17 protein-coding genes are annotated in these 26,099 nt (G+C 62.1%); 6 read left to right on the top strand and 11 right to left on the bottom strand.

What is annotated here, in order from left to right; genetic code table 11:
* Positions 1-11: 11 nt before the first annotated feature.
* The gene (acnB, locus tag RT460_RS00660; protein ID WP_313316545.1) at positions 12-2,615 is read left to right on the top strand and encodes a bifunctional aconitate hydratase 2/2-methylisocitrate dehydratase; all 2,604 of its coding nucleotides are present in this window, start codon (positions 12-14) and stop codon (positions 2,613-2,615) included.
* A gap of 289 nt (positions 2,616-2,904) precedes the next feature.
* On the opposite strand, the gene RT460_RS00655 is transcribed toward acnB, so the two are convergent.
* Positions 2,905-3,222: a hypothetical protein gene (locus tag RT460_RS00655; RefSeq protein ID WP_313316543.1), complete on the bottom strand. Its 318-nt coding sequence runs from the start codon at positions 3,220-3,222 to the stop codon at positions 2,905-2,907.
* A gap of 169 nt (positions 3,223-3,391) precedes the next feature.
* Here RT460_RS00655 and RT460_RS00650 point away from each other — a divergent pair, with 169 nt between their 5' ends.
* Positions 3,392-4,078, top strand: coding sequence for a response regulator transcription factor (locus tag RT460_RS00650; RefSeq protein WP_313316542.1), 687 nt, complete (start codon positions 3,392-3,394; stop codon positions 4,076-4,078).
* Positions 4,079-4,199: 121 nt separating this feature from the next.
* A complete protein-coding gene (locus RT460_RS00645) occupies positions 4,200-7,748 on the top strand; it encodes a transporter substrate-binding domain-containing protein (RefSeq protein WP_313316541.1) in 3,549 nt (1,182 codons plus the stop codon).
* 12 nt (positions 7,749-7,760) lie between these two features.
* Here the strand turns inward: RT460_RS00645 and RT460_RS00640 are convergent, their stop codons facing one another.
* The 8 genes from RT460_RS00640 to RT460_RS00605 all read right to left on the bottom strand — a co-directional run bounded on the left by RT460_RS00640 (position 7,761) and on the right by RT460_RS00605 (position 16,910).
* Entirely contained in the window at positions 7,761-8,816 is a 1,056-nt protein-coding gene (locus RT460_RS00640) for a chemotaxis response regulator protein-glutamate methylesterase (RefSeq protein ID WP_313316540.1), read from the bottom strand.
* Positions 8,813-9,412 (bottom strand): chemoreceptor glutamine deamidase CheD, encoded by a 600-nt coding sequence (gene cheD, locus RT460_RS00635; protein ID WP_313316539.1) that lies wholly within the window; start codon positions 9,410-9,412, stop codon positions 8,813-8,815. Before cheD ends, RT460_RS00640 begins: the two co-directional genes overlap by 4 nt.
* Complete coding sequence (locus RT460_RS00630; RefSeq protein WP_313316538.1) at positions 9,409-10,254, bottom strand: CheR family methyltransferase; 846 nt, start codon at positions 10,252-10,254, stop codon at positions 9,409-9,411. The genes cheD and RT460_RS00630 overlap by 4 nt, the downstream gene beginning before the upstream one ends.
* A gap of 11 nt (positions 10,255-10,265) precedes the next feature.
* Positions 10,266-12,422: a methyl-accepting chemotaxis protein gene (locus tag RT460_RS00625; RefSeq protein WP_313316537.1), complete on the bottom strand. Its 2,157-nt coding sequence runs from the start codon at positions 12,420-12,422 to the stop codon at positions 10,266-10,268.
* A gap of 119 nt (positions 12,423-12,541) precedes the next feature.
* Positions 12,542-14,917 (bottom strand): methyl-accepting chemotaxis protein, encoded by a 2,376-nt coding sequence (locus RT460_RS00620; RefSeq protein WP_313316536.1) that lies wholly within the window; start codon positions 14,915-14,917, stop codon positions 12,542-12,544.
* An 82-nt stretch (positions 14,918-14,999) separates the two neighbouring features.
* Positions 15,000-15,305, bottom strand: a complete 306-nt coding sequence (locus tag RT460_RS00615; protein ID WP_313316665.1) for a hypothetical protein — start codon at positions 15,303-15,305, stop codon at positions 15,000-15,002.
* Positions 15,306-15,506: 201 nt separating this feature from the next.
* Positions 15,507-16,001, bottom strand: a complete 495-nt coding sequence (locus RT460_RS00610; protein WP_313316535.1) for a chemotaxis protein CheW — start codon at positions 15,999-16,001, stop codon at positions 15,507-15,509.
* A gap of 141 nt (positions 16,002-16,142) precedes the next feature.
* Positions 16,143-16,910 carry a flagellar brake protein gene (locus RT460_RS00605; RefSeq protein ID WP_313316534.1) on the bottom strand — a complete coding sequence of 256 codons (768 nt, stop codon included), beginning with the start codon at positions 16,908-16,910 and terminating at the stop codon, positions 16,143-16,145.
* Between the two features lie 348 nt (positions 16,911-17,258).
* Here RT460_RS00605 and RT460_RS00600 point away from each other — a divergent pair, with 348 nt between their 5' ends.
* The 3 genes from RT460_RS00600 to RT460_RS00590 all read left to right on the top strand — a co-directional run bounded on the left by RT460_RS00600 (position 17,259) and on the right by RT460_RS00590 (position 20,564).
* A complete protein-coding gene (locus tag RT460_RS00600) occupies positions 17,259-18,011 on the top strand; it encodes a class I SAM-dependent methyltransferase (protein ID WP_313316533.1) in 753 nt (250 codons plus the stop codon).
* Positions 18,012-18,125: 114 nt separating this feature from the next.
* Positions 18,126-19,160, top strand: coding sequence for a GNAT family N-acetyltransferase (locus tag RT460_RS00595; RefSeq protein WP_313316532.1), 1,035 nt, complete (start codon positions 18,126-18,128; stop codon positions 19,158-19,160).
* Between the two features lie 24 nt (positions 19,161-19,184).
* Positions 19,185-20,564, top strand: coding sequence for an FAD-binding oxidoreductase (locus RT460_RS00590; protein ID WP_313316531.1), 1,380 nt, complete (start codon positions 19,185-19,187; stop codon positions 20,562-20,564).
* 197 nt (positions 20,565-20,761) lie between these two features.
* Here the strand turns inward: RT460_RS00590 and RT460_RS00585 are convergent, their stop codons facing one another.
* Both RT460_RS00585 and RT460_RS00580 read right to left on the bottom strand, forming a co-directional pair.
* Entirely contained in the window at positions 20,762-22,993 is a 2,232-nt protein-coding gene (locus RT460_RS00585) for a methyl-accepting chemotaxis protein (RefSeq protein WP_313316530.1), read from the bottom strand.
* A gap of 770 nt (positions 22,994-23,763) precedes the next feature.
* Positions 23,764-26,004 carry a methyl-accepting chemotaxis protein gene (locus tag RT460_RS00580; RefSeq protein WP_313316529.1) on the bottom strand — a complete coding sequence of 747 codons (2,241 nt, stop codon included), beginning with the start codon at positions 26,002-26,004 and terminating at the stop codon, positions 23,764-23,766.
* Positions 26,005-26,099 lie beyond the last annotated feature (95 nt).

Raw genomic sequence — 26,099 nt, 5'->3', positions numbered from 1 at the left:
CGGGAGTTGTCATGTTGGAAGCCTACCGCCACCACGTAGCCGAGCGCGCCGCGCTTGGCATCCCGCCGTTGCCGCTGACTGCACAGCAGACGGCCGACGTCATCGAGCTGCTGAAGAACCCGCCGGCTGGCGAGGCCGAGTTCCTGCTCGACCTGATCACCAACCGCGTGCCGGCCGGCGTCGATGACGCCGCCAAGGTCAAGGCCTCGTACCTGGCCGCCATTGCCTTCGGCAGCGAGAAGAACGCGCTGATCAGCCGTGCGCGCGCCACCGAACTGCTGGGCACCATGCTGGGCGGCTACAACGTCGCACCGCTGATCCAGCTGCTGGACGACGCAGAAGTGGGCGCCATCGCCGCCAATGGCCTGAAGCACACCCTGCTGGTGTTCGACGCCTTCCACGACGTGCAGGAAAAAGCCAAGGCTGGCAACGCCAATGCCCAGGGCGTGCTGCAGAGCTGGGCCGATGCCGAGTGGTTCACCAGCAAGCCGGAAGTGCCGCAGAGTCTGACCATCACCGTGTTCAAGGTGCCGGGCGAAACCAACACCGACGACCTGTCGCCGGCGCCGGACGCCACCACCCGTCCCGACATTCCGATGCACGCCCTGGCGATGCTGAAGAACAAGCGCCCGGACGCACCGTTCGTGCCGGAAGAAGACGGCAAGCGTGGCCCGATCCAGGAAATCCTGTCGCTGAAGGAAAAGGGCAACCTGGTTGCCTACGTCGGCGACGTGGTTGGCACTGGTTCCAGCCGCAAGTCCGCCACCAACTCGGTGCTGTGGTTCACCGGTGAAGACATCCCCTTCATTCCGAACAAGCGCTTCGGCGGCGTGTGCCTGGGTTCGAAGATCGCCCCGATCTTCTACAACACCATGGAAGACGCCGGCGCACTGCCGATCGAGCTTGACGTGTCGAAGATGGAGCACGGCGATGTCGTCGAGCTGCGTCCGTACGACGGCAAGGCTCTGAAGAACGGTGAAGTGATCGCCGAGTTCCAGGTCAAGAGCGAAGTGCTGTTCGACGAAGTGCGCGCCGGTGGCCGCATTCCGCTGATCATTGGCCGTGGCCTGACCGCCAAGGCGCGCGAAGCGCTGGGCCTGCCGGTGACCGATCTGTTCCGCCTGCCGGTGCAGCCGGCCGATACCGGCAAGGGCTACTCGCTGGCACAGAAGATGGTTGGCCGCGCCTGTGGTCTGCCCATCGTTGATGGCACGCAGCAAGGCATGCGCCCGGGCACCTACTGCGAACCGAAGATGACCTCGGTGGGCTCGCAGGACACCACCGGTCCGATGACCCGTGACGAGCTGAAGGACCTGGCCTGCCTGGGCTTCTCGGCCGACCTGGTGATGCAGTCGTTCTGCCACACCGCTGCCTACCCGAAGCCGGTGGACGTGAAGACCCACCACACCCTGCCGGAGTTCATCTCCACCCGTGGCGGCGTGTCGCTGCGTCCGGGCGATGGCGTGATCCACAGCTGGCTCAACCGCATGCTGCTGCCGGACACCGTCGGTACCGGTGGTGACTCGCACACCCGTTTCCCGGTCGGCATTTCGTTCCCGGCCGGTTCGGGCCTGGTTGCCTTCGCCGCTGCCACCGGCGTGATGCCGCTGGACATGCCGGAGTCGGTGCTGGTGCGCTTCAAGGGCAAGATGCAGCCGGGCGTGACCCTGCGCGATCTGGTCAACGCCATCCCGCTGTACGCGATCAAGTCCGGTCTGCTGACCGTGGCCAAGGCTGGCAAGAAGAACATCTTCTCCGGCCGCATCCTGGAAATCGAAGGCCTGCCGGAGTTGAAGGTGGAGCAGGCATTCGAGCTGTCCGATGCCTCGGCCGAGCGTTCGGCGGCGGGTTGCTCGGTGCGCCTGAACAAGGAGCCGATCATCGAGTACCTGACCAGCAACATCACCCTGCTGAAGTGGATGATTGCCGAGGGTTACCAGGACGCCCGTTCGCTGGCCCGCCGCGTCGAGAAGATGGAAGCCTGGTTGGCTGACCCGCAGCTGCTCGAGCCCGACGCCGACGCCGAGTACGCCGCCGTCATCGAGATCGACCTGGCCGACATCCATGAGCCGATCGTGGCCTGCCCGAACGACCCGGACGACGTGAAGACCCTGTCCGAAGTAGCCGGTGCCAAGATCGACGAAGTGTTCATCGGTTCGTGCATGACCAACATCGGTCACTTCCGTGCCGCAGCCAAGCTGCTGGACGGCAAGCGCGACATCCCGACCCGTCTGTGGGTTGCACCGCCGACCAAGATGGATGCCTCCGAGCTGACCAAGGAAGGCGTGTACGGCACCTTCGGCGCAGCTGGCGCACGCATGGAAATGCCGGGCTGCTCGCTGTGCATGGGCAACCAGGCGCAGATCCGCGAAGGCTCCACGGCGATGTCGACCTCAACTCGCAACTTCCCCAACCGTCTGGGCCGCAACACCAACGTGTACCTGGGTTCGGCCGAACTGGCCGCGATCTGCTCGCGTCTGGGTCGCATCCCGACCAAGGAAGAGTACATGGCCGACATCGGCGTGCTGGACTCGGCTGGCAGCGAGATCTACCGCTACATGAACTTCGACCAGATCAGCGATTACAAGAACGTGGCCGATTCGGTCAACGCTTGAGTTGTAGCTGAGCAGTAGTGGTTGAACGAAAAACCCCGGCGCAAGCCGGGGTTTTTTGTTGCGCCGACAGGAGTGGCAAAAGCCGCGAAGTTCATGGCTTGGAAAGTCGCGGGATACATCTGCAAACAATCACCATCAGGTTCCCTGATCCAGATGACGTAGGGACCAGGTGCTCCGGTGGCTACGTCGCGGGCGTGGGCGGCGGAAAGTGCCGAGCACGAAGCGACCAGGGAGAGGGTCTCAGATCGGAAAAATTCAGACGAGTCCTATGTACCAAGCGATAGCGGATTCATACGATGCGCTCGCGGGGATGTGGGGCGGGTTTGGTGAGCTGGTGTTCCAACAACAGCCCTATTCGCAAGGCGATATGCCCTGACAGAACTCCTGGCTGATCCCCTGAATAATCCATTGAAGGAATGCGTGGGAAGAATACGGGGTTGGTCCGCTTTGAATTGGAACTTCGTGTCGGTGCGGGTGGGCAATTTCCCGCAAGCTCGACGAGAGAATCACGCACGGGCAGACGGGCCAATAAGGAGTTTGATCTTCGAACGTTCTTCCCAGCATCAATCGCATGAGGTAGCTCTGCCAGCATGAAAAGGCTGCTCATGGGCAAAACCTCCTTCACTGGCTCGTGGTGCGAGTCGATATTCAGTGCGGGCTGGCGGTGATGGTGCGTGATCTGTGAGCTTTCGTTGACTGGCAAGCGGCAAGCAGAGGCTGCACTTCTGCTGGATCCGCGATATCGGTCGGGTGCTGCCGTTAAAAGGAGTAGTAACGTGAAATGGTCAGTTGTATCTCCGCTGCGGGTGGCTGTTGTTGATGACCACTCGCTCATCCAGATGGCGCTGCAGTTGCGTCTTTCCCGCGAACCGGACTTCCGGGTGGTCGGTACGTTCTCCAGTAGCCGTGAGTTGATCGCCTCGCTGGCGCGCCTGTCGGTTGATCTACTGGTACTGGATTACGCGTTGGGAGCAGCGGAGCTGGACGGGCTGCATTTGATTGGACTGATCCGCCGCCGTTTTCCTTCGATGCGGGTTCTTGTGGCGTCTTCTGCGGAGACGCCGTCGGTAGTAAACCTGTCACTGGCTGCTGGAGCGCATGGATTCTTTGGAAAGTCAGAGGACGCCGAACTGCTGGTGGAGGCCATTCGGCGCGTAGCACAGGGTCATGTCTACGTGTCGCCGCAACTTCTTTTTCGCTTGGGGGAACTCCCGGGTACCTTGCGCCGACCGATGGTCGAGATGCACGGTGAGCAGCGCTTGTTGGATGACCCCGCTTTGTCGCCAAAGGAGCGCGAAGTACTGCGCTGCTGTCTGGACGGCATGTCCGTTTCGGAGATATCCCGAAAATTCATGCGTAGCATGAAGACGATCAGCGGGCAGAAACAGTCCGCATACAGAAAGCTGGGGGTGCGTTCCGATGCGGAGCTTTTCAAGCTTCAGCACAGCCTTGCTGAGACCTGAGCAGGAGCGGGCTTTGTCGCCGCTTATCCGCTGTTCGAGGGCATTGTTCTTGTTCGCGTTTGCATTGTTGGCCTGGGCGAGTACGAGCATCGCAGCCGTACGGGCGGGCGACATAGCTACGTTGCGTTTGATCGACCGATCCAGCCCAATCCGCGAAGCCCCGGCGCTGTCCAACGCGGACTGGCAGTGGCTGCGTGACAAGGGTGAACTGGTGCTGGGTGTGGCGATGCCCAGCCACTCGCCGATGGAGATCGTGTGCGGCGAGGATTGCTATGAAGGCATCACCGCTGACGTGTTTGGGGCGGTCGGGCGTCAGTTGCATGTTGGCCTTCGGGTGGTCCGGTATGAGGATCGTGCGGCTGCATTGGATGCCTTGCTGGCTGGCGAGGTGGATATGGTGGGAAGCGCCAACGTCTTTGAGCAACAAGCTCGCGACGTGCTTCTTAGCCAGCGCTATCTTGAGTCGGCGCCGGCGCTCTATGTGCGCGGGAGCGAAGCGCGTCAGATACCTCCTCAGCTGGACGGCCTGCGCATCGCCATGGCGCAGGATTACCTCCCCATTGATCTGGTTCGGACGCGTTTTCCACGCGCAAAGCTGATGACTTTTTCCACCGGTGAGCAGGCCTTGAGTGAGCTCGCCTTCGGTGCGGCTGATCTGTATCTGGGTGATGAGGTTTCCAGCAACTATCTATTCAACTTGAGCTACTTCAGCTATGTACGATTGGAGTCGCGGCTGCCTGATGCCGGGGCGGGGTTCGCGTTCGCGTTGCATCCCGGTGGTTCTCGCCTTCGGTCCATTCTTGACGTGGCCCTGGCCCAGATTCGCGAGCGACATGAAGTGGAGTTGCTCAAACGCTGGTCCGGCGGCGGCGTGTCTCTGTCACCGGCCAAGCTGGCGTTGACACCGTCCGAACAGCGATGGTTGAACCAGCACCACTCTGTGCGCTTTGTTGTCAGCAATGATACGGCGCCGATGTCCTACTTCGATGCGGAAGGGCGCTTCAGTGGGATCACTGCAGATCTTCTTAAAGCCGTCACTGCACGGACAGGGCTCGATTTCGAGTTGATACGCGTTCCACGGGTGGCAGCACAGATGCGTGCGCTGGCCGAGGATGAAGCCGACATCACCATGCTCGTACCCACCGAGCAGCGTGAGCGCGACCTGCGCTTCTCTGGCGCGCTGACGCAGACGGCCTACGGCATCGTGACCAGGACGACGTCGCCGGGATTGACCAGCGGTGATCAACTGCGTGGAAAACGCATCGCGCTGCCGGTTGAGCATGCGCTGCGCGAGCTGCTGGTACCCACTGCCGACTACGAGTTCATCGATGCGGAAACCATCGCCGAGGCCATGGACATGGTCGCCGCCGGCAAGGCCGACGCCACCGTCGCGTTGTTGCCCTTGGCGCAGTACTACGTTACCACCCTGCATGACGGACGGCTGAAGGTATCCGGCATGCTGGAGAACTTGCCCGCGCGGCTCGCGTTCGCGACCCGTAAGCAGGATATCGAGCTTGCCAGCATCATCGACAAGGCCATGCGTAGTATTCCGCCGGATGAAGTGGACATGTTCCAGAACCGCTGGCGTCCGCGTGCGGACGTCGGCGCGGCGCGGTGGACGGACTACCGTGGGCTGATCTACAGGATCTCGGGCGGCGGGCTTGGGATTCTGCTGCTTCTGGCCGGCTGGAACCTCCACGTGCGCTCGCAGAATCGGCGTCGGCGCGCTGTCGAGACCGCGTTGGGAGATCAGCTGACCTTCATGGAATCCTTGATCAATGGCACCCCGCATCCGATCTATGTGCGTGACAGGGCTGCGCGTTTGTTGACCTGCAATGCCAATTACCTGGATGCCTTCGGTACCACGCTCGAAACTGTTGTCGGCAAGACCGCGCTGGAAGGGGTGAAGATAGATCGAGGCGAAGGTGCGGGCTTCCACGATGACTATTTGTGGGTGATGGAGCATGGCAAGCCACTGGAAGTGGATAGGACGTTGCATGTTCCAGGACGCACGCTGAGCATCTATCACTGGATCCATCCGTATCGAGACGCGCAGGGCATTGTGCGTGGCGTCATCTGTGGTTGGATCGATGTCAGTGACCGTCGCCAGCTCAATGAGGAGTTGCGGGCAGCATTGGAGGCTGCCGACCAGTCCAGCCGTGCGAAGACGACGTTCCTGGCAACGATGAGTCACGAGATACGCACGCCGATGAGCGCGGTGATCGGTATGCTTGAGTTGGCATTGAAGAACGCGGACCAAGGTCGCCTGGATCGTGCCGCGATAGCGGTCGCCTACGACTCAGCACAAGGGCTGTTGGAGCTGATAGGTGACATTCTGGATGTGGTGAGGATCGAATCCGGGCATGTCAGCCTGAGCCCGCGTCGCGCCAACATCCGCGAGTTGGTCGAGTCCGTCGCGCGTGTGTTTGATGGTTTGGCCAGGCAGAAGTCATTGACGTTGGACCTGCGCCTGGATGCGACCGTCAATCGGGATGTGCTGGTGGACCCGATGCGGTTCAAGCAGATTCTCTCCAACCTTGTCGGGAACGCGATCAAGTTCACCGACAGCGGTTCGATACGCATCGATGTGGAAGGCGACATCTCCGACGGCATACACCTTCAGCTGCGGATGAAGGTGGCCGATACGGGCATCGGCATTCAATCCCAGGAAGTAGAGCGCCTGTTTGAGCCGTTCATGCAGGTGGATCACGAACGCAGTGCGCGGGGTGGAACAGGATTGGGCCTGCCCATTTGCAAGTTCCTATGCGAACTGATGGGGGGCGAAATCGCCGTGAGCAGCGTGCCGGGACAAGGAACGGTGGCGTGTCTGGATATTCCATTCAGCATGCTGCCGGAGCTGCCGCAGACGCAGGATGTTGTCGTACAGAAGGCGCGCGAGTATCCGCGGCTGAGAATTCTGGTGGTCGACGATCAGCCCGCCAACCGCGCCCTGCTGGAGCAGCAGCTTCGCTTCTTCGATCAGGACGTGGTCTGCGCCGGCAATGGCGAGGAAGGCCTGTTCGCATGGCGCCAGGGTGGCGTCAATGTCGTCATAACGGACTGCAGCATGCCGATGATGAACGGATATGACATGGCCCGCGCCATTCGTCATGAGGAGCAGCGCTATGGGTTACCGCGCAGCGTGATCGTGGGCTTCACGGCCAATGCGCAGCCCGAGGAGCGGGAGCGCTGCAGGCTGGCCGGCATGGATGACTGTCTGTTCAAACCGGTCAGTTTGTCCACCTTGTCGCAGTTGCTGCTGGGGCTGCCCGTCGTACAACAGCGCGAGGAGCTGTTTGCGAGCGCTTACCAGAGCGATGTGGAAGCCATACTTGCGGAACTTACCGGTGGCGACCGCGAAGTACGTATGGCGTTGCTTGCCGAGGCGCGCCGCAGTTACCAGGTCGATCTGCGAGAACTGGCAGCGCTGGCGGAAAGCATGGACGTGGAAGCACTGTCGAACGTATTTCATCGCATCAAGGGCGGGGCACGCATTTTCAATGCACAGCCTGTCGTCGAAGCCTGCGAGCTGGCCGAAGCGCTATGCAAGCAGCAGCCTGTCCACACCGACGCGGTGCGCGCCGGCGCCCGGCAGGTCGCCGAAGAGTTGGAGCGGTTGCTGGCGCACTTGCCAGACCATGGCCCGCTCGCCCTGGCGAATGGAGTGTGACTTACACCGTACTCAGCGCTGCGCCAATGCCAGCAGGCGCTCGCTGATTCTCTCCAGCGGGAGCACCTCATCGGTGGCACCCAGCCTCACCGCGCTGCCCGGCATACCCCAGACCACGCTGCTGGCTTCGTCCTGGGCGAGGGTGGGGGCGCCGGCAAGCTTCATTGCCAGCAAGCCCCTGGCGCCGTCTTCGCCCATGCCAGTGAGAATCGCGCCGATGGCGTTGGCACCTGCATTTTGCGCGACAGACTGAAACAGGACATCGACGGCAGGTTTGTGCAGGTTGACCGGGGCGGTGTCGTCTACGCGGCAACGCCAGCGTGCGCCGTCGCGTATCACCCGCAGATGCCGTCCGCCCGGCGGCAGATAGGCATGCCCGGGCAGAATCGCCTCGCCGTCGCTGGCCTCGCGTACCGACATTGCCGAGTGCCGGTCCAGACGCTCGGCAAACGCGGTGCTGAAGCTGGCCGGCAGGTGCTGGGTCATGACGATGGCCGGTGCGTCGGCAGGCATGGCCTCCAGCACCACCCGCAGGGCTTCGGTGCCACCGGCCGAGGCGCCGATGGCAATCAGTCGGTCGGTGGTGCGGAAACCGATATGGGCCGGGCCAGTTGCCTGTTGCGGCGGCCGCCGTATCAGTGGGCTGATCGCGCGTACGCGTGAGCGTGCGGCAATCTTGACCTTGCTGCGAATCTCTTCGGCATAGGCATCCAGGCCACGCGCCACGTCAAGCTTGGGCTTGGAAACAAAATCAACTGCGCCCAACGCCAGCGCCTGCAGCGTGGTGTCGGCGCCGCGCTCGGTCAGCGAGGACACCATCACCACCGGCAGCGGATGAAGGCGCATCAGGTTTTCCAGGAAGGCCAACCCGTCCATGCGCGGCATTTCTACGTCCAGCGTCAGCACGTCGGGATTCAGCCGTTTGATCTTTTCGCGGGCCAACAGCGGGTCGGCGGCGGTACCAACAACCTCGATGGCGGGATCTGCTGACAGGATCTCGGTCAAAACCTGGCGCACCACCGCCGAATCGTCGACGATCAGTACCCGGCAAGGCGCTTGCGGCATCATTCAAACAGCTCCACGCCGCCGCTGACCGGGGTACGCGACAGACGCGCACGGATAGCCGATTCGGTGGCGGCGACCTCGGCGTCGTGCGCATGGGGCAGGCGTTGCACCACGACACGGCCGGTGATCGGGAAGAACCAGATCTTGCGCGGATGAATGCCGCAGAGGTCTTCGGCGACAATGGGAATGTGCTCCGCGCTCAGGTATTGCCGCACAAACTCGGCATTGCGCGTGCCAACCGGATTGCTGGTAAAACCCTTGAGCACATTGGCGCCGCCGAACACCTTGGCTTCCAGCCGCTTGCGGTGGGCGCCACGCTTGAGCAGGTCATTGATCAGCAACTCCATCGCGTAGCTGCCATAGCGGGCAGGGGCGCCGTCGCCGACATTGCCTTCAGGCAGCAGGAAGTGGTTCATCCCTCCGATGCCCAGGATCGGATCGCGGATGCAGGCGGCAACGCAGGAGCCCAGCGTCGTGGTCAGCGCGGTATCGTCATCCACCACCAGGTACTGGGTGGGGAGCAGCTTGGCGGCGATCGTCTGGAAGCGGCTGTCGCGGTAGCGCATCACCTCGTCGGGATGCTGGTGGGATGATCTCATGCGCCGTTCCTTCGGGTGCGACGGTACAGCGTGCGGCCGCAGGGTTGAATCAGGTCCGCGGCGTGCAGGTAGTTTTCCGAATGGCCGGTATACAGCAGGCCATCGTCGCCCATGTGCTCGACCAGACGAGAAAGGATGCCGCGCTGCGTGGGTTTGTCGAAGTAGATCATCACGTTGCGGCAGAAAAGCGCGTCGAACGGCCCGCCAACATCGTAGCGAGGCGCCAGTAGATTGAGCTGACGGAACTCCACAAGCGCGCGCAATGCCGGGTTGATGCGGCACTTTCCTTCGTTCGGGCCACTACCGCGCTGGAAATAGCGTCGCTTCAGTTCCGGGTCCAGACTGGCGATGCGGTCGATGGCGTAGACGCCTTGGCTAGCGGTGGCCAGCACCTGGGTGTCAACGTCGGTGGCCAGAATACGTACGGGTGGCGTGAGCGTACCGAATGTCTCGCAAGCGGTGATCGCCATTGAGTACGGCTCTTCGCCGGTGGAGGCCGCGCAGGACCAGAGCTTCAATGGGGCTTGCGCTGCCCTGTGCTGCAGTTCTTCGCGCAGCTTGTCGAAATGGTGTGGTTCACGGAAAAACGAGGTGAGGTTGGTGGTCAGCGCATTGGTGAATGACTGCCATTCTTCACCACCGTGCTGTTCCAGTCGGTCGAGATAGTCAGTGAACGAATGCAAGCCCAAACTGCGCAATCGGCGCGACAGCCGGCCATAGACCATGTCGCGCTTGGCCGGGGCCAGCGCGATGCCCGCGCGCGCATGGATGAGCTCACAGACACGACGGAAGTCGCGGTCGTTGAACTCGAAGTCGCGTTCATTGCTTTCGAGATGGCTCATCGTGCGCTCTTTCAGCTCGCCAACGGCAGAACGGCCGGCAGCGGGGTTGCCGTATGGGTATGCAACTGGAAAACGGCGACCGCGCGGTCAAGCAGCAACGCTTGTTCTTCCATCGCCCGTGCAGCAGCGGTGGCTTCCTCGACCAGGGCGGCGTTCTGCTGGGTGGTCTCGTCCATCTGCATGACCGTCTGGTTGACCTGCTCGATACCGGCTGACTGTTCCTGGGAGGCCGCCGATATCTCCGCCATGATGTCGGTGACGCGCTGCACGGCGGTAACAATCTCGCCCATGGTCGCGCCGGCTTGCTGCACAAGCTGCGAGCCTTCATCCACCCGTTCGACCGAGTCGTCGATCAGCGATTTGATCTCCTTTGCTGCGCCCGCCGACCGCTGCGCCAAGGTGCGAACCTCGGCGGCAACCACTGCAAATCCGCGCCCCTGTTCGCCCGCACGTGCCGCTTCCACCGCGGCATTCAAGGCAAGGATGTTGGTCTGGAAGGCGATGCCGTCGATGACGCTGATGATGTCGGCGATCCGGCGTGAGGACTGTTGGATACTTCCCATGGTCGTTACGACGTCTTCAACCACCTGGCCACCGCGCTGCGCTACACCGGCCGCGCCGATCGCCAGTTGGTTGGCCTGCCGGGCCGAATCGGCATTCTGGCGAACGGTGGAGGTCAGTTCCTCCATGGAAGCTGCCGTTTCTTCCAGGTTGGCCGCCTGCATTTCCGTGCGGCGCGACAGATCCGCATTGCCGCTGGCGATCTCGCCTGCCGCAAGGTTGATGCTGTCAGCTGACTTCTGGATGCCGCTGACAATTCCGGCAAGCTGGTTGACGGTGCTATTGGCATCTTCCCGCATGCGCGCGAAAACGCCTTGCGAATGGCCGCTAAGGGTGACCGTCAGGTCGCCGTTGGCGAGGGCCCGCAACAACCGTGAAACCTCGCCCAGGTTGTGATCGCTGACCTCCATCATGGTGTTCAGGGCATGCACCATGGCGTGGAAATCATGCGAGAACCGATCTTCGTCGCCGCGCTGACTGAAATCGCCAGCCGACGCAGCGCTGCCAAGGCGCTTGATCTCACTGTTGATCGCCGCAAGATTGCGCTTGATGGCGGCCATGGTGTCGGTGATGACCCGCTTTTCACCCGGCAGCGGTGGCATGTCCTGGCTCAGGTCGCCAACTGCGTAACGCTGGGCGAGCTCAATGATCTGCATCTTGACGGCAATATGGTTGCTGACCAGTTCATTGGTCTCTTCGACCATCACCCCGTAATCACCCGGGAAGCGGCTGGCGTCGATGCGGAAGCTGATCATGCCCGCATCATGCTGACGGGCCATTTCGGCCTGGGCAACGATCACGGCGCGTAGCTGCTCCTGCATATGCGCCATGCTGGCCAGAAGCTGGCCGGCCTCGTCCCTGGTCGGGGTATCGATGGGGTTGTCCATGCGCCCGTGGGCGATGGCGGTGGCGACCGTGGTGGCTTGGCGCAGGGGCAGGACGATGCGGTTGCCGATGACCCAGCTCAGGAGTACCACCAGCAAGACAAGCACGCCGCCGGCCACCGTCATCACCGCAGTGAACTGCAACGCCTGGGCCTGCAGATCATCCATGTAGACGCCGCTGGAGATCACCCAATCCCACGGTGTGTACATGCCGGCATAAGCCAGTTTGGCCACTACGCCATCCTGGCCCGGTTTGGCCCAGCTGTAGGCGACATAGCCGCCACCCTTGCGCGCGGCCTCGACCTGGTCGTAGTACAGGCGGACCCCGTTCTCGTCGCGGAAGTCCTTCATTCCCTTGCCGACAAGGTCGGCGCGGAACGGGTGCATCAGCAGCGCGTAATGGGTGTTGTAGACGTTGAAATAGTTGACATCACCGTTTGAACGCATTCGTTGCAGTGCGGCGAGCGCGTACTTCTGGGCATCATCCAGCGGCATGGCGCCGCTTTCCGCTTCCCTGGCGTAGTGGTCAAGCACGCCATAGCTCATCTCGACCTGGGCGCGCAGCGCAGCCTTGCGGGTTTCATACAGATCCAGGTATTGCATGCGTGCGGCGATGACCGACAGGGCGATGACGCCGATGGCGATCAATGCCGTCAACAGGTTCAGTTTGCGCCTGACCGAAAGGTTGGAAATGTAGCTGTTCCAGAGCTTGTAGACGTTCATCGGGTCCGCCAGTCACCTTGCGGTACCGGCACTGCATGGGGGATATCGTGTTATCGGCCGCGCGCGGGCCGAATTGAGGCGTATAAACAACAACCCCGGCCTAAGCCGGGGTTGGGGGGTCAGAACTCCTGCCAGTCTGACTCGGTTACTTCGGCGACGGCCGTTCGCGGAGTTACGCGACGGCGCGGCGTTGGGGTAATCGCCGATGATGTTTGGGCAGGGCGGGGGGCGTGTTCGCGCAGGGACGGAACCACTGGGGACTCAACGCCGTTCTCCTCAAGCTGGAAGACGGAAACAACATTGGCCAGGTGGGCAGCCTGTTCCTCCATTGAACGGGCGGCGGCAGTCGCTTCTTCTACCAGTGCGGCATTCTGCTGGGTAGTTTCGTCCATCTGTACGACGGTCTGGTTGACCTGCTCGATGCCGGCCGACTGCTCCTGCGAGGCGGCAGAGATCTCAGCCATGATGTCGGTGACGCGCTGCACCGAGGCGACAATTTCGCCCATGGTGGTGCCTGCCTTCTTGACCAGCGCAGAACCATCGGCAACCTTGCCGACGGAGTCGTCGATCAAGCCCTTGATCTCCTTGGCTGCGCCGGCCGAACGCTGGGCCAGCGTACGCACCTCGGAGGCCACCACGGCAAAGCCGCGGCCCTGTTCGCCCGCACGGGCAGCTTCGACCGCAGCGTTCAGCGCAAGGATGTTCGTCTGGAAGGCAATGCCATCGATGACCGAGATGATCTCGGCAATCTTGCGGGAGGACTGTTCGATCTGGGTCATTGTGGTGACCACCTGGCTCACCACGTCGCCGCCCTGCGACGCGACAGATGCCGCGCCGATGGCCAGCTGATTGGCCTGCCGAGCCGATTCTGCGTTCTGGCGGACCGTGGAGGTCAGTTCCTCCATCGAGGCGGCGGTCTCTTCCAGGTTTGCCGCCTGCTGTTCGGTGCGGCGCGACAGGTCATTGTTGCCGGATGCAATTTCCGTAGCCGCTGCATTGATCGACACAGACGACTGCTTGATGCGGCCGACAATGCCGGTCAGCTGTTCGGCGGTGGCGTTGGCGTCGTCACGCATGCTGGCAAATACGCCTTGGTACTCGCCATGCATTCGCACCGTCAGGTCGCCGCGCGACAAGGCCGACAACAGGGCAGAGATCTGCTCCAGGCTGCTGGCATTGGCATCGAGCAGGCTGTTGATCTGCCCGGCGAGTTGCAGGAAGAACCCTTCCTTGCCCACGGTGTCGACGCGTCCGCTGAGGTCGCCCGCCGCGGCTGCCGCGATGACCCGCGCAACTTCCTTCTCCACTTCGGCTTCGGTGGTGCGGTCGCGCCATTCCACGACGTTGCCAACCGGTGCGCCGGACTCGTCACGGATCATCGAAATGGTCTGCGCGAACTGGGTGTCGCCGAACTGCATCTCACGCTTGAATACGCCGGTCTTTTCAAGGACTTCGATGACCTTACCATCGACTTCACCACGGTACTCCAGCGCGGTTACGTGCTGGCCGACCAGCGGCTTGCTGGCATCGTAATGGCTGAGTTCGGCTGCAATCTGCTCGCCGTACTCGGACAGTTTGTCCTGGAGGGCGCGGTTGGCGTAGACGATCTCCAAATCGTTGTTGGTCAGGTATACGCCGGTCGACGAATAGTCCAGGGCGGTGCGGATGCGCAGGTTTTCATTGGCGACGATCTGGTCGCGTTCGATGCGCTCACGCAGGTCGCGCTGCATGCGCTGCATGGCGCGCAGAAGGTCGCCGACTTCGTCGCTGCGAGATACGTCGATATGCCCGTCCAGCTTGCCGCCTGCAACTTCGTTGGCGACTTCGACTGCGCCGCGCACCGAGCCGACCAGAGAGCGCGCAAACAGCCACACCAGCGCCAGCCCGGCGACAGCACCCACCAGCACGGCGATGACTATCAGCACGGCAGAAGCGGTGTAGGTCTCCGAGGCCTGGCTGGCCGAAGATTGGGCGCGAGCGTTGTCGTTGTTGGCGAGGGCCTGCAGGGAGACATAGGCCTTGCGGTGCAGGTTGCGGGTTTCGCCGACGAAGGTATCAATGGCGTCGTCGGGAAGCTGCAGCTCCAGCATCTCGGTGACTGCGTCATACGATCCTTCTGCCGCCTTCCAGTCCTGGGCGAAGGTCTCGAAGAGCTTCTTCTGTTCCGGATTATCGATGAGCTTGGGGTAGCCCGCGATGGTGTCGTTGATCTCCTTGCGCAACTCGGTCGCGCGCGCCTTGGCATCGGCCTTGACGTCGTCGCTGGCCCTGACCAGGCTCTGGTAGGACGCGTTGCGGTACTCGCTGACCATGCCGCTGAGCTCGCCGGTGGTGCGCAGGCTGGGCATGCGGTTTTCGGCCAGGTCGGTGGTGACACTGTTCAGTGAGTGCAGGCCGCGGTAGGCAACGACACCCTGCAGCAACATGACGAACAGAACGACGCCAAAGGTAAGCATCAGCTTTGGCTTGAGTTTCAGCGAGTTGATCCAATGCATCTTGCGCTTTCTCCGGGAACAGCTCCATGCGTATGCCGCACGGAAGGACACGCCGGCTACTCCGGCGTGTACACGGGCAGGATTACTTGATGTTGGCCAGCTTCAGGCCCGAGGGTGAGCTGACTTCGATTTCCGCGCGCGAGGCTTCGCGTTCGATCTTGCCGATCACGCATACGGTCTTGCCTTCCAGCGTCTCCAGCGGGAAGCTGAATTTGCCGCGGTTGGCGCCGGAAATGCGTGCCGAAAACGTATGGCGCGGGAATGCACCACCCATGTGCAGGAACGTCGGCTGGCCTTCTGAGCCTTCGGCGTAACGGGCCTTCTCCACCTTGCCGCAGACCATGCCGTCACGGCCGGCGAAGCGGGCAGCGTTCTCCGGCGGGATCATTTCGGCGGTGTCGGCCGCAGCGGCGAACGAGGTGGTTGCCAGGGCGGCAGCGGTAAGCAGCGGAAGCAGGGACTTGTACATCGATATCTCCGGGATGACGGTGGGCCTGTCGGGGAGGGCAGGCATGCATGCGCTATCGGCCGTGCTCACGCCGGCTTAAGCCGGGAGTTCGGATTTGTGATGGCGCTCAAGGTTGGGGGTTCAGGCCGCGACTTCTTCGACGCTGTTGGACTGGCCAAGGTCGGCGGTATCCAGCAGGGTTTCGATGTCGAGCAGGATCAACATGCGGTCGTCCTGGGTGCCGATGCCCGAAATGAAGCGCGTATCCACGGCGGCGCCGAATTCCGGCGTGGGGCGGATCTGCTCGGCGGCGAGGGGGATGACGTCGGAGACGCTGTCGACGACGATGCCGACCACGCGGTCTTCAACGTTGAGCACGATCATCACCGTGAACGCGTCATAGCGCGCTTCGTCCAGGCGCAGTTTCAGGCGCAGGTCGATGACCGGGACGATGGTGCCGCGCAGGTTGATGACGCCCTTGATGTAGTCGGGGGCATCTGGCACGCGGGTGACCGAGTCGTAGCCACGGATTTCCTGGACCTTGAGGATGTCCACGCCGTAGTGCTCGTTGCCGAGGGTGAAGCTGAGGTACTCGCCGCCGGTGCCTTCGGCGGTGGTGGTGCGGGTATCGTTCATGGCGGTCCTGGTCCTGGCGGTATGCCGGTGCGTGCGGCTGTTGCACCGGTATCGGCGCCGGGGGCAGGGACTTTAGGTGTGGCGCGTGCGCGACTGGAACGATCGCATGGGCGAGCGAGCGATCAGGGCGGTGGGCAGGGCTCAATCCCCGTTGCTGCGGGCCTTGCGCAACCGATCGATCCGGAAGATGTAGCGTTGGATCAGATTGTCGGCGCCGCGGGGAAGGTCGCTGAAGCGCAGGCCTACCCGGGTCATCTCCAGCCCGTTTGGCTGTTTCTGCTGGCGCAGATTGCAGGCGATTACGGCGGTGGTGAAGGGCGCGGCTTCCGGAATGTCCAGGATGCCGGTATAGCGGGCCTGCAGATTAAGCAGGGTCTGCTCGGCAGGCAGCAGCAAGGCGATGCCACCCGCACTGATGTCCAGGACCCGCAGGCGTATGGCGTCGTTACCTTCAGGATCCGGCAAGTCGAAGTAGGGCGAATCACCCACCGGTGTTTCCAGGCGGTAGAACTCGCGCCGTTGCAGGTGATGCACTTCCTCGGGAAGGGCGGCTTCGAATGCGACATGCCCATCGCGGTCAACCCGCCGGTGCCCGTGCAAGTGGAAGCGGACATTCACCTTGTCCACCTGCCCGAAACACAGCAGGCTGGTTGCGGTTTCCACCGCGTGGTTCACCGAAGGAACAGGGCTGGCGTCAAGGATGAGACCGTCCCCATCTACCTCCAGCACTGCCGACGGGAAAGATTGGTCGCGCCCATCCGGATGAACAGTGACCATGGAGCGCTGGTCGATCATTGCCTGCAGCAGATGACGTATCTGGTGGCGATTGCGCACCATGTAGCGGTCGTCGGCATACAGGTTGCCGGCGTGAAGGGAGGCCGATGTTACTGACGATGCGTGTTCGGGCATGGACGCGCTGCAAGATGACCGTAAGGCAACGCCCACAGAATGGGGCGTCACAAACTGTGATAACGGCCGCCTTTTTAGCATCTTTAGGCTGGCTGTTACGAGATTTGTTGTTGTCGATCACTGCAGGAGTAAGAAGAGCGCCCAGTAGTGTCGGACAGCAGGCCTGGTTTTGAGATCCGTGTCGGCAGTGGCGGAATTTTGACGGTCCGTTGGGGCTCAAGGGATCGCGCCAAACTGGATGCTGCAGCCGTAAATGTGCTGATCTAGAACTGGAATCACGGTTTAACATGCCGCGATCCCGCAGCATCGCGCATTCTCAGCAGTACCCTTGACGAAAGGAGACGGCGCATGAGCAAGGAAGCGGCTTATCAGTTTGATCAGTTGGGTGCGCTCTACGAGGACATGGCCACGTGGCCATTCCGTCGCCATATAGAAACCCCCAGTGTTTTTGCAGCAATCGGCGACCTGCGGGGGCTGGATGCATTTGAGTACGGCTGCGGTAGCGGCTACTACTCCCGCCTGATGAAGCATGCTGGTGCCCGGCAAGTCGTGGGCTATGACCTGGCCGAAGGCATGTTGGACTATGCGCGGCGTTGTGCCCGGCGCGAAGATCTGGACATCGGCTTCTGCGGCGTTATCGATGAAGGATGCGAGCGAAATTTCGATGTGGTACTAGCGGTCTATGTGTTCCCGTACGCCACGACGATCCCGGAATTGAAGCAGATGGCTGCCGAGATGATGGCGCCGCTCAGGCCTGGTGGCCGGCTTGTCGCCTTGCCACTTCATCCTCGCTATGCACCGGCGCCGGACTATTACAGTGGCTGTGGCTTCTCGCTTTCGCCCGACGATGTTGCCGAGCCGTATCGCGACGGTGGCAGGTTGCGGCTGGATCTGCACCATGGAAGCCAGAACGCAAGCGTCCACGCCTGGTACTGGTCGCAGGAAGCGATTGAGGCGGCACTGCACGAGGCGGGCGCCGATATGATTGAGTGGTCAAATCCACGACTCGCGCCAGGCCACGGCATGGAACCTGTTCCGCAGGCGTTGCAGGCCTATGTGGCCCAGCCGCACGCCGCCATCATCCAGTGCCGCAAGCGCTGAAACCGCACTGACGTCGTGCTGCCGCTGGCAGCGCGTCACGCCTGGGTTTGACGTGGGTCATTCGTAACCGCCGCTGGCAAGTCGACCGGCGTCGCAAGCGATCCGGAGGAGTCGATGACGATTGAAGTCGAGATCCGGCGTTCGGTACTGGAACTGGATGAAGGCGAGGTTCGCCGGTTTCATCGTGCCTGCAACGCGTCGTTTTTCTACGATTGGGGTTTCCTGTGCGCAGCTGAGCGCGCACCGCTGTTGCCCATCAAGGCTGCGTACTACCTGCTGGCGCGCGATGCTGGTGAACTGGTGGGCTTTCTTCCAGCCTACCTCCAGTCTGTGGCCTCGGTAGATCCTTTTGGCTTGCTGCAAAGGACGGCCAGAATCCAGAGTGAGGCGGGACAGTCGGCGTTGTTCAGTCATGTCATGCATTGCTTTGATTCGCGTGCGCTCGCGTGTTCCTATGCTGCAGTCCAGGCGCTGATGACGGCGCTGCATGAACTCGCTTTGGAGTGTGGCGCCCAGTACGCAGGCCTTCTGAACGTTGTTGAAGAACACGCGCAGAAATTGGCGGCTATGCCGGGGTTCGAGACGCGCTACCTGGTTGACCGCTACTTCATGGACCTCGCCGAGGTCGACAGCTTTGACGTGCTTGTGCGTACGCTGCCGAAAGATGGTCGCTATGAAATGACCCGACAGCTGCGCAAGTTCGGGGCGGGGCAGGGGGCGATCAGCGTAGTTGCGCCGCCTTTCGATCGTCGGCTGCGCGAGCTCACGGCGCTGTGCCAGCAGACAACTGCGCGCAATGGCACGCCGCAGTACTTCCCGGCGGAACAGCTGGCGCGCTTTGTCATTGAATGCGGCCAAATCATGCGCCTGGTTCTTGTCGAGGACGCAGGCGAGGTAGTAGGTGGGCTGATCTGTTTCATCGATGGGGACCTGCTGTGCATCTGGTCCGCAGGCATGCGCTATGACCTGACCGACTACAGCCCTTACACCATATGTTTTGCCCATGCCTACCAATGGGCATTGCGCGAGGGCATGAGGACCGTTGAAGCAGGACGCCTCAATGAGCGGATTAAAACGCGATTGGGGCTGCAGCCGTTGCCACTGTATTCCGTGACCCGTGCACTTTGCGGCGTCCGCACATCCGCTTGACCCACGGAACTCCGGGAGCCAACCATGGAACATCACCACGCAAGGATCTTGCCCGACGACTTCCGGGCCTTTTCACAAACGTTGGAAGGAAAGGTCAGGTCGCGCCACCACGCCGAGTACGCCAGTTGGTACTACGGAACGGCATGGAACAAACGTGACTTCCAACGCTGCCCGGAGTACATCGTCCGCGTTGCCAGTATTGATGACGTAATCAAGAGCATCGAGTTCGCGCGGTCGCACCGACTGGGTGTTGCGGTGAAGGGGTCTGGCCACAGCTACGCTGGCAGCTTTCTTCGCCGAGGCGGGTTGCTGCTCGACATGTCCGCACTCAACGAGATCCGGGTTGCCGCCGAACAGCGGATCACACGTGCCGGTCCGGGGGTGACAAGTGCGCAACTTTCCGCCGCCTTGGGCGTACATGGCCTGGCGCTCCCAACTGGTCACGGCGCGAATGTGGGAATTGGCGGGTTTCTTCTAGGCGGTGGCCTTGGGATCAACTGCGATGCCTGGGGTGGCATGAGTACCTTCAACATTCTCGCCCTGGATGTGGTGATGGCCGACGGGCGATTACTTCACCTGAGCGATAGAGAGAACAGCGATTTGTTCTGGGCTGCGCGTGGGGGTGGGCCGTGCCTGTTCTTCGTGGTCGTTTGTTTCCATCTGCGCTGCTGGCCGTCACCGAAGGTCATGCTTGCCCGGAACTATGCGCTCGATCCAGGGTGCATTGCGGCGGTACTGGCGACGATATGCGAGGATCCGCTGGATCACCGCGTACAACCGATGATAGCAATTGGTGGAGATACCGGCCTGCCTGCATCGTTCGGTGTCACGGCTTTCTGCGACGATCAGGATACTGCTTCGCGACTGTTGAACGTACTGCAAGAGCGCCTCGAAAGCTACCTGGGGGCCTGCAGTTCAGCGCAGTTGGCGAGTTTCGAGCCGATCTATCAACAGACCCGGCTGGCCATGGTGTGTCGACGCTACCGTGCGGACAACTTCATTGGCGATAACGTGGTTGACCTGGCCGAAGGTTTGTTGCATCGGCTAGCGGAGCGCCCTTCCGCATCGACTTTTGCGTTGTTGATACCTCGCCCCCCGCACGCGCTCGAGGATGCGGCATATTCCGTGCGCGGACGGCTGTCGGCTTCGGTCTATGCGCAGTGGAACGAGGAAGCCGACGATGTCGAAAACAACGGTTGGCTGAGGTCGGTCCATGAAGAGCTCGCGTCGGTGGCGCCGGCCAGCTACATCAACGAGTTCGACCTGGAGGCGTGGGGCGCGCAGGTGAGCCGCTGCTTTTCAGCCGAGGCTTGGGAGCGTCTGCAGGTCCTTCGGCGCCGGTACGACCCGCATAACGTGTTTCCCGATGTGGATTCACTGGTGGACGCGGACAGGGACAGTTAGGTCGCCAAGTCGAAGCGCGATGTGAGTTCAGCGACGGATGTGTGGAGTGCGATCGTGAGCAGCGTGTTGGCGTGATGGTGCTGGCCGGGAAGTGCCGGCGGCTGCTTGGGTGGAAGCGTCATGTGCCGGGCGCTCCTCCCCAGGATCTGCCCAGCGACGGGTCGGGTACGGTATCCAACCCGTCGCTGGTGCATGCCTCAGAACTCCTGCCAGTTCTCGCCGCCGGTTACCGGGCTGCGGCCAGGTGCGGTGGGAATGGCCCGCAACGCCGGGCGCGGCTTGGGTTGCGGTGGCGCGACACTGGCGGCGACCCGCGCCAGCGAAGCGCTCACACTATCGGCCAAGCGGAACTGGGCCACGGCATCGGTCAGCTGGCGCGCCTGGTCTTCCATCGAGCGGGCTGCGGCAGTCGCCTCTTCCACCAGGGCGGCGTTCTGTTGGGTGGTTTCATCCATCTGCATCACGGTCTGGTTGACCTGCTCGATGCCAGCAGTCTGCTCCTGCGACGCGGCGGCGATATCGCTCATGATGGTGGTGACGCGTTGCACCGAGGCTACGATTTCATCCATCGTGGCACCTGCGCGGCGGACCAGCTGCGAGCCCTCGCTGACCTTGCCGACGGAGTCGTCGATCAGCGATTTGATCTCCTTGGCGGCTGCAGCGGAGCGTTGCGCCAGCGTCCGAACCTCCGACGCTACCACCGCGAAGCCGCGGCCCTGGTCGCCTGCACGCGCCGCTTCCACGGCGGCATTGAGTGCCAGGATGTTGGTCTGGAACGCGATGCCGTCGATAACGCTGATGATGTCGGCGATGCGCTGTGAGGACTGCTCGATCGACGTCATGGTGGTGACCACCTGGCCGACGACCTCACCGCCTTGGGCGGCCACCCCGGCTGCACCGCGGGCCAGTTGGTCGGCCTGGCGGGCATGCTCGGCATTCTGGCGGACGGTGGAGGTCAGCTCTTCCATCGACGCGGCGGTTTCTTCCAGGTTGGCAGCCTGCTGTTCGGTGCGGCGCGACAGGTCGTTGTTGCCAGTGGCAATCTCGCTGGACGACAAGCTGATGCTGCCGCTGCTGGCCTGGATGCGCATCACGATAGCCGCCAGCTGGTCGATGCTGGCGTTGCCATCGTCACGCATGCGCGCAAAGACGCCGTGGAAATCGCCTTCCATGCGCGAGGTCAGGTCGCCCTGGGCGATGGCCTGCAGCAAGCGAGACAGGTGCGCGAGGTTGTCGTCGGTGGTGTGCATAAGCGCATTCAAGCCCTCGATCATGTCGCGGAAGTCGTACTCGAAGCGCTCGGCATCGCCGCGTTGGCTGAAGTCGCCTGCAGCGGCCGAAGCTGCAAGGCGCTTGATCTCGGAGTTGATCGCCGACAGGCTGGCCTTGGTGCCATCCATCGCATCGGTGATCACCGCTTTTTCCCCCGGCAGGCGGTCCATGTCTACCGAAAGGTCGCCACGGGCGTAGCGACGCATGACCTCCACGGTTTTCATCTTGACGCCGATGTGCTGGGCGACCAAGGCATTGACGCCACCCACCATGCGGCCAAACTCGCCGGGGAAGCGGCTTTCATCCATGCGATGGCTGATCTGGCCCAGGTCATGCTGATGGGTCATTTCCGCCTGCGCGGCGATCACAGCCTTGAGCTGCCCCTGCATGCGCTGCATCGAACTGAGCAGGCTGCCGATTTCGTCCTTGCGGTTGGCGTCGATCACGCCGTCCAGGCGGCCGTTGGCTACCTCGTCGGCGGCGCGGACTGCAGCGCCTACCGGGCCGACGATCGAGCGTACGATCACCACGGCAAGGACGACCGACAACAGGCCCAGCAATGCCATGCAGGTGAAGATGATGGCAGTGCTGCGTGTCTGTGCGGCATTGGCCTCAGCGACTTCCCGGTCCAGTGTGGACGCGACATAGGCTGACAGTTGTTCGACAGCTTCGAACAGATCGCGGCGGCTGATCCTGGACTGATCATTGGAAATGGTCTGTGCGAGTTCGTTCTGCCCCTCGCTGATGGCTTTTTCCATCAACGTATGGGCGCTGAAGTACGCATCCAGGGTGGTCTGCATCTGCGCGTACAGCCGTTGCTGCTCGGTGCTGGCGGGCAGGGCCTCGTACAGCTTGCGATGCTCGGCGAGCTTCTGCCGCTGGTCGCTGATGCGCTGGTTGTACTCGGCCAGGAACTGCGGTTCGTCCAGATGAGCAAGCTGCGAAAGCTCGGCGATACGGATCTCTGCCAGATCGGCGCGGATCCGCTCCAGGTGCTGCACGGCGGGCATGTACCGGGTGGTGACCTCGTCGAGCTGCGCAGTGGCGTGGTTCAGGCGCACGACGGCAAAGCCACCCATGGCCAGGGTAGTGGCGGTGGTCAGGGTAAAAGCGATAGCGAGTTTGCGGGCAATGCTCAGGTTACGGAAGAACTCCATCTCTTTCTCTCCAGATCGTCAGCGGTTGTTCCGTGCGGCCCACATCCCTGGTATCGGGCCCTACACGGCGTGCGTACATCAGCGCAGTTGCGGTGTTGTCAAAGCCGATAGCGGCGCTGGTTTGACGGCCTGTAGATCGCCGGTTAGCAGGGTTTTCTTAAGAGTTCAGTGATAATCATCACATACCTTTCACTTCTCTGAGGCGTTCAAGATGTTGACGAAAAATGCTTGATGGCGCGCCGTAAGACACTGTGCTGTGATCCTCGATTTCACGGGTTTTGTGGTGGGGGATTGAGTAACAGCCATTTCGCTTCAACTGCTGCGAGAAAAAAATAATTCGATATTTTTTTGGGATGGTTGCAGCAACGGAGAAATGAAAGAGGGCAGCTAAAGGAATGCGCCTTCGCTGGAAGGCGGAGCTACGGTGGAAGTTTGGGCTTTGGGGGCGACCGAGCTCAGCTGCCGTAGCGCCGGTCAGGGGCAGCGCACCCCGGGAAGCCAGACAGTGGATGATCTTGCCGATTGCGAGGCAACGGTTCCGCCCACCCGGTGCTCGACCGGGCCCATGGTCAGCTGCGTCTCCTTTTTGGGTGCTGTTTGCTGGTCATGGATCACAGGCCTTGCCATCACGGCTGCGAACCTCCGCATTGATGCTTTGATACTTCGTGCGGCTCCAGTTGGTGTCGCTTGCCTCCCAGAGGAAGGCGCAAAGAAAAGCCCCCGCATGCGGCGGGGGCTTGAATGGAGCAATCAACCCAGCGGCCGTTGGCTCAGAATTCGTGCCAGTCGCCACCGCTTGCCATGGCCGTCACCGGCGCGCTCACCCGCTTTGGGGCAGTGCCATCGCGGCGGACGCTCGCTGCTGCAGGAACGCTTTGTGCAGTGGCGCGCGCGGCAACCGCGACTGCAGGTTGCTGCAGCTGGAATGCAGCCACAGCGGCAATAAGCTGCGCAGCCTGGTCTTCCATGGCACGCGCCGCCGCGGTTGCTTCTTCGACCAATGCCGCATTCTGCTGCGTGGTTTCATCCATCTGCATCACGGTCTGGTTGACCTGCTCGATGCCGGCCGACTGTTCCTGCGATGCAGCGGAAATCTCAGCCATGATGTCGTTGACACGCTGTACCGATCCAACGATGTCGCCCATCGTGGTGCCGGCCTGGTTGACCAGCGCAGAGCCTTCGCCAACCTTGTTGACCGAGTCCTGGATCAGGTCCTTGATTTCCTTGGCGGCGGAGGCCGAACGCTGCGCGAGCGTGCGGACTTCGCTGGCAACCACGGCAAAGCCGCGACCCTGTTCGCCGGCACGAGCGGCTTCCACGGCGGCGTTCAGCGCCAGGATATTGGTCTGGAATGCGATGCCGTCGATCACGCTGATGATGTCGGCAATCTTCTTGGATGAAGCCTCGATATCGCCCATGGTGGTGACCACCTGGTCGACAACCGTGCCACCGCGGCTGGCCACATCGTGCGCGCCGATCGCCAGCTGGTTGGCCTGGCGGGCATGCTCGGCGTTCTGGCGGACAGTGGAGGTCAGCTCTTCCATCGAGGCGGCGGTTTCTTCCAGGTTGGCTGCCTGTTGTTCGGTGCGGCGCGAGAGGTCGTTGTTGCCGGTTGCAATCTCACTTGCGGCCAGATTGATCGCCGAGGCCGCCTGCTGGATGCGCCCGACGATACTGGTCAGCTGATCGACGGTTGCGTCGGCGTCGTCGCGCATATGGGCGAACACGCCGTGGAACTGGCCCTGCATGCGGACGGTGAGGTCACCGCGGGCGATGGCCTGCAGCAGCTTGGAGACTTCCTGCAGGTTGCCATCCGTGGTCTGCATCAGTTGATTGAGGCCGGACACCATGTCGCGGAAGTCATGCTGGTAGGCATCGGCGTCGCCACGCTGGGAAAAGTCACCCAGGGCAGCGGCGTTGGCCAGGCGCTTGATCTCGCCATTGATTGCGGCAAGGCTTGCCTTCACTGCATCGACGGTGTCGGTCATCACCGCCTTTTCGGCAGGCAGGCGCTCGATATCCTGCGACAGGTCGCCCTGGGAATAGCGCTGGATGATGTCCAGGGCAGACTGGATCAGCTGCAAGTGCGAGGCGACCAGCGTGTTGCTTTCCTTGACCATGACACCGTAGTCGCCCGGGAACGCGGTCTCGTCCATGCGGTGGCTGATGAAGCCGGCGTCATGCTGCTGGGCCATTTCGCGCTGTGCGGCGATCACGGCCTGCAGCTGGGCCTGCATGCGCTGCATGGAATCCAGCAGCTTTCCGATTTCATCCTTGCGCGAGACGTCGATACGGCGATCAAGTTTTCCGGCGGCGACATCGTCAGCCACCCGCACTGCGTCGGCCAGCGGTGCCATGATGGAGCGGATGATTGCCCAGGCCAGCAGTGTTGCCGCCAGCAGTGCCATGGCAATGCCGGCAATCACCGCCATCACTGAGCGCGAGTAGGCCTGGCGTGATACCGCAGTCTGCTTGTCCAGCTCGGTCTGGTTGAACTGCGACAGTTGCTTGAGCTGGTCGAACAGTGCCCGGCGCAGCTTGCGCGAGTCCCCGCTGGAGATCGCACGGGCGCTATCGAAGTCGTCCATCGCAATGGCTGCGGCGATGCGCTCATGGGCCTCGAAGTAGCCGGCACGCAGCTCCTGGAGCTTTTTGTACATGGCGTCTTCTTCGGCGCCGAGGTCGGCGTCGATATCGTCGTAGGCCTTTTCCGCTGCTGAAATCAGCGCATGGGTGTCCGCCAGACGCTTGTCGTAGTCCGCCAACTGGCTGCTGTCGCCCTGGTAGGTGAGCTGCGCCTGCTCGTAGGTGCGGTATTCGCCCAGCTGCGCGCGCATTTCACCCAGCGCCTGGACAGACGGCATCCAGTTCTGGTTGACCTGCTCGATCTGGGTGTTGGCCACGTTCATGCGCCACAGGGCAAACACACCCAGCAGCAGGGTGAACAAGCCAGTGACGCAGAAAGCGAAAACCAGCTTGCGGGTAATGGAGAGGTTCTTGAACCAGTTCATTGCGGACGCCTCCGTTGGCGTGCAGGTGTTGCTGCGCCGGCAGGATGCCGGCGCGTCGGGCGGTGGGAGATTGGGGTTGGACGCGGTTGCTTGCC

Source organism: Stenotrophomonas sp. (assembly GCF_032061965.1).
Lineage (GTDB): Bacteria > Pseudomonadota > Gammaproteobacteria > Xanthomonadales > Xanthomonadaceae > Stenotrophomonas.
This window is presented reverse-complemented; position numbering and strand designations above follow the sequence as displayed.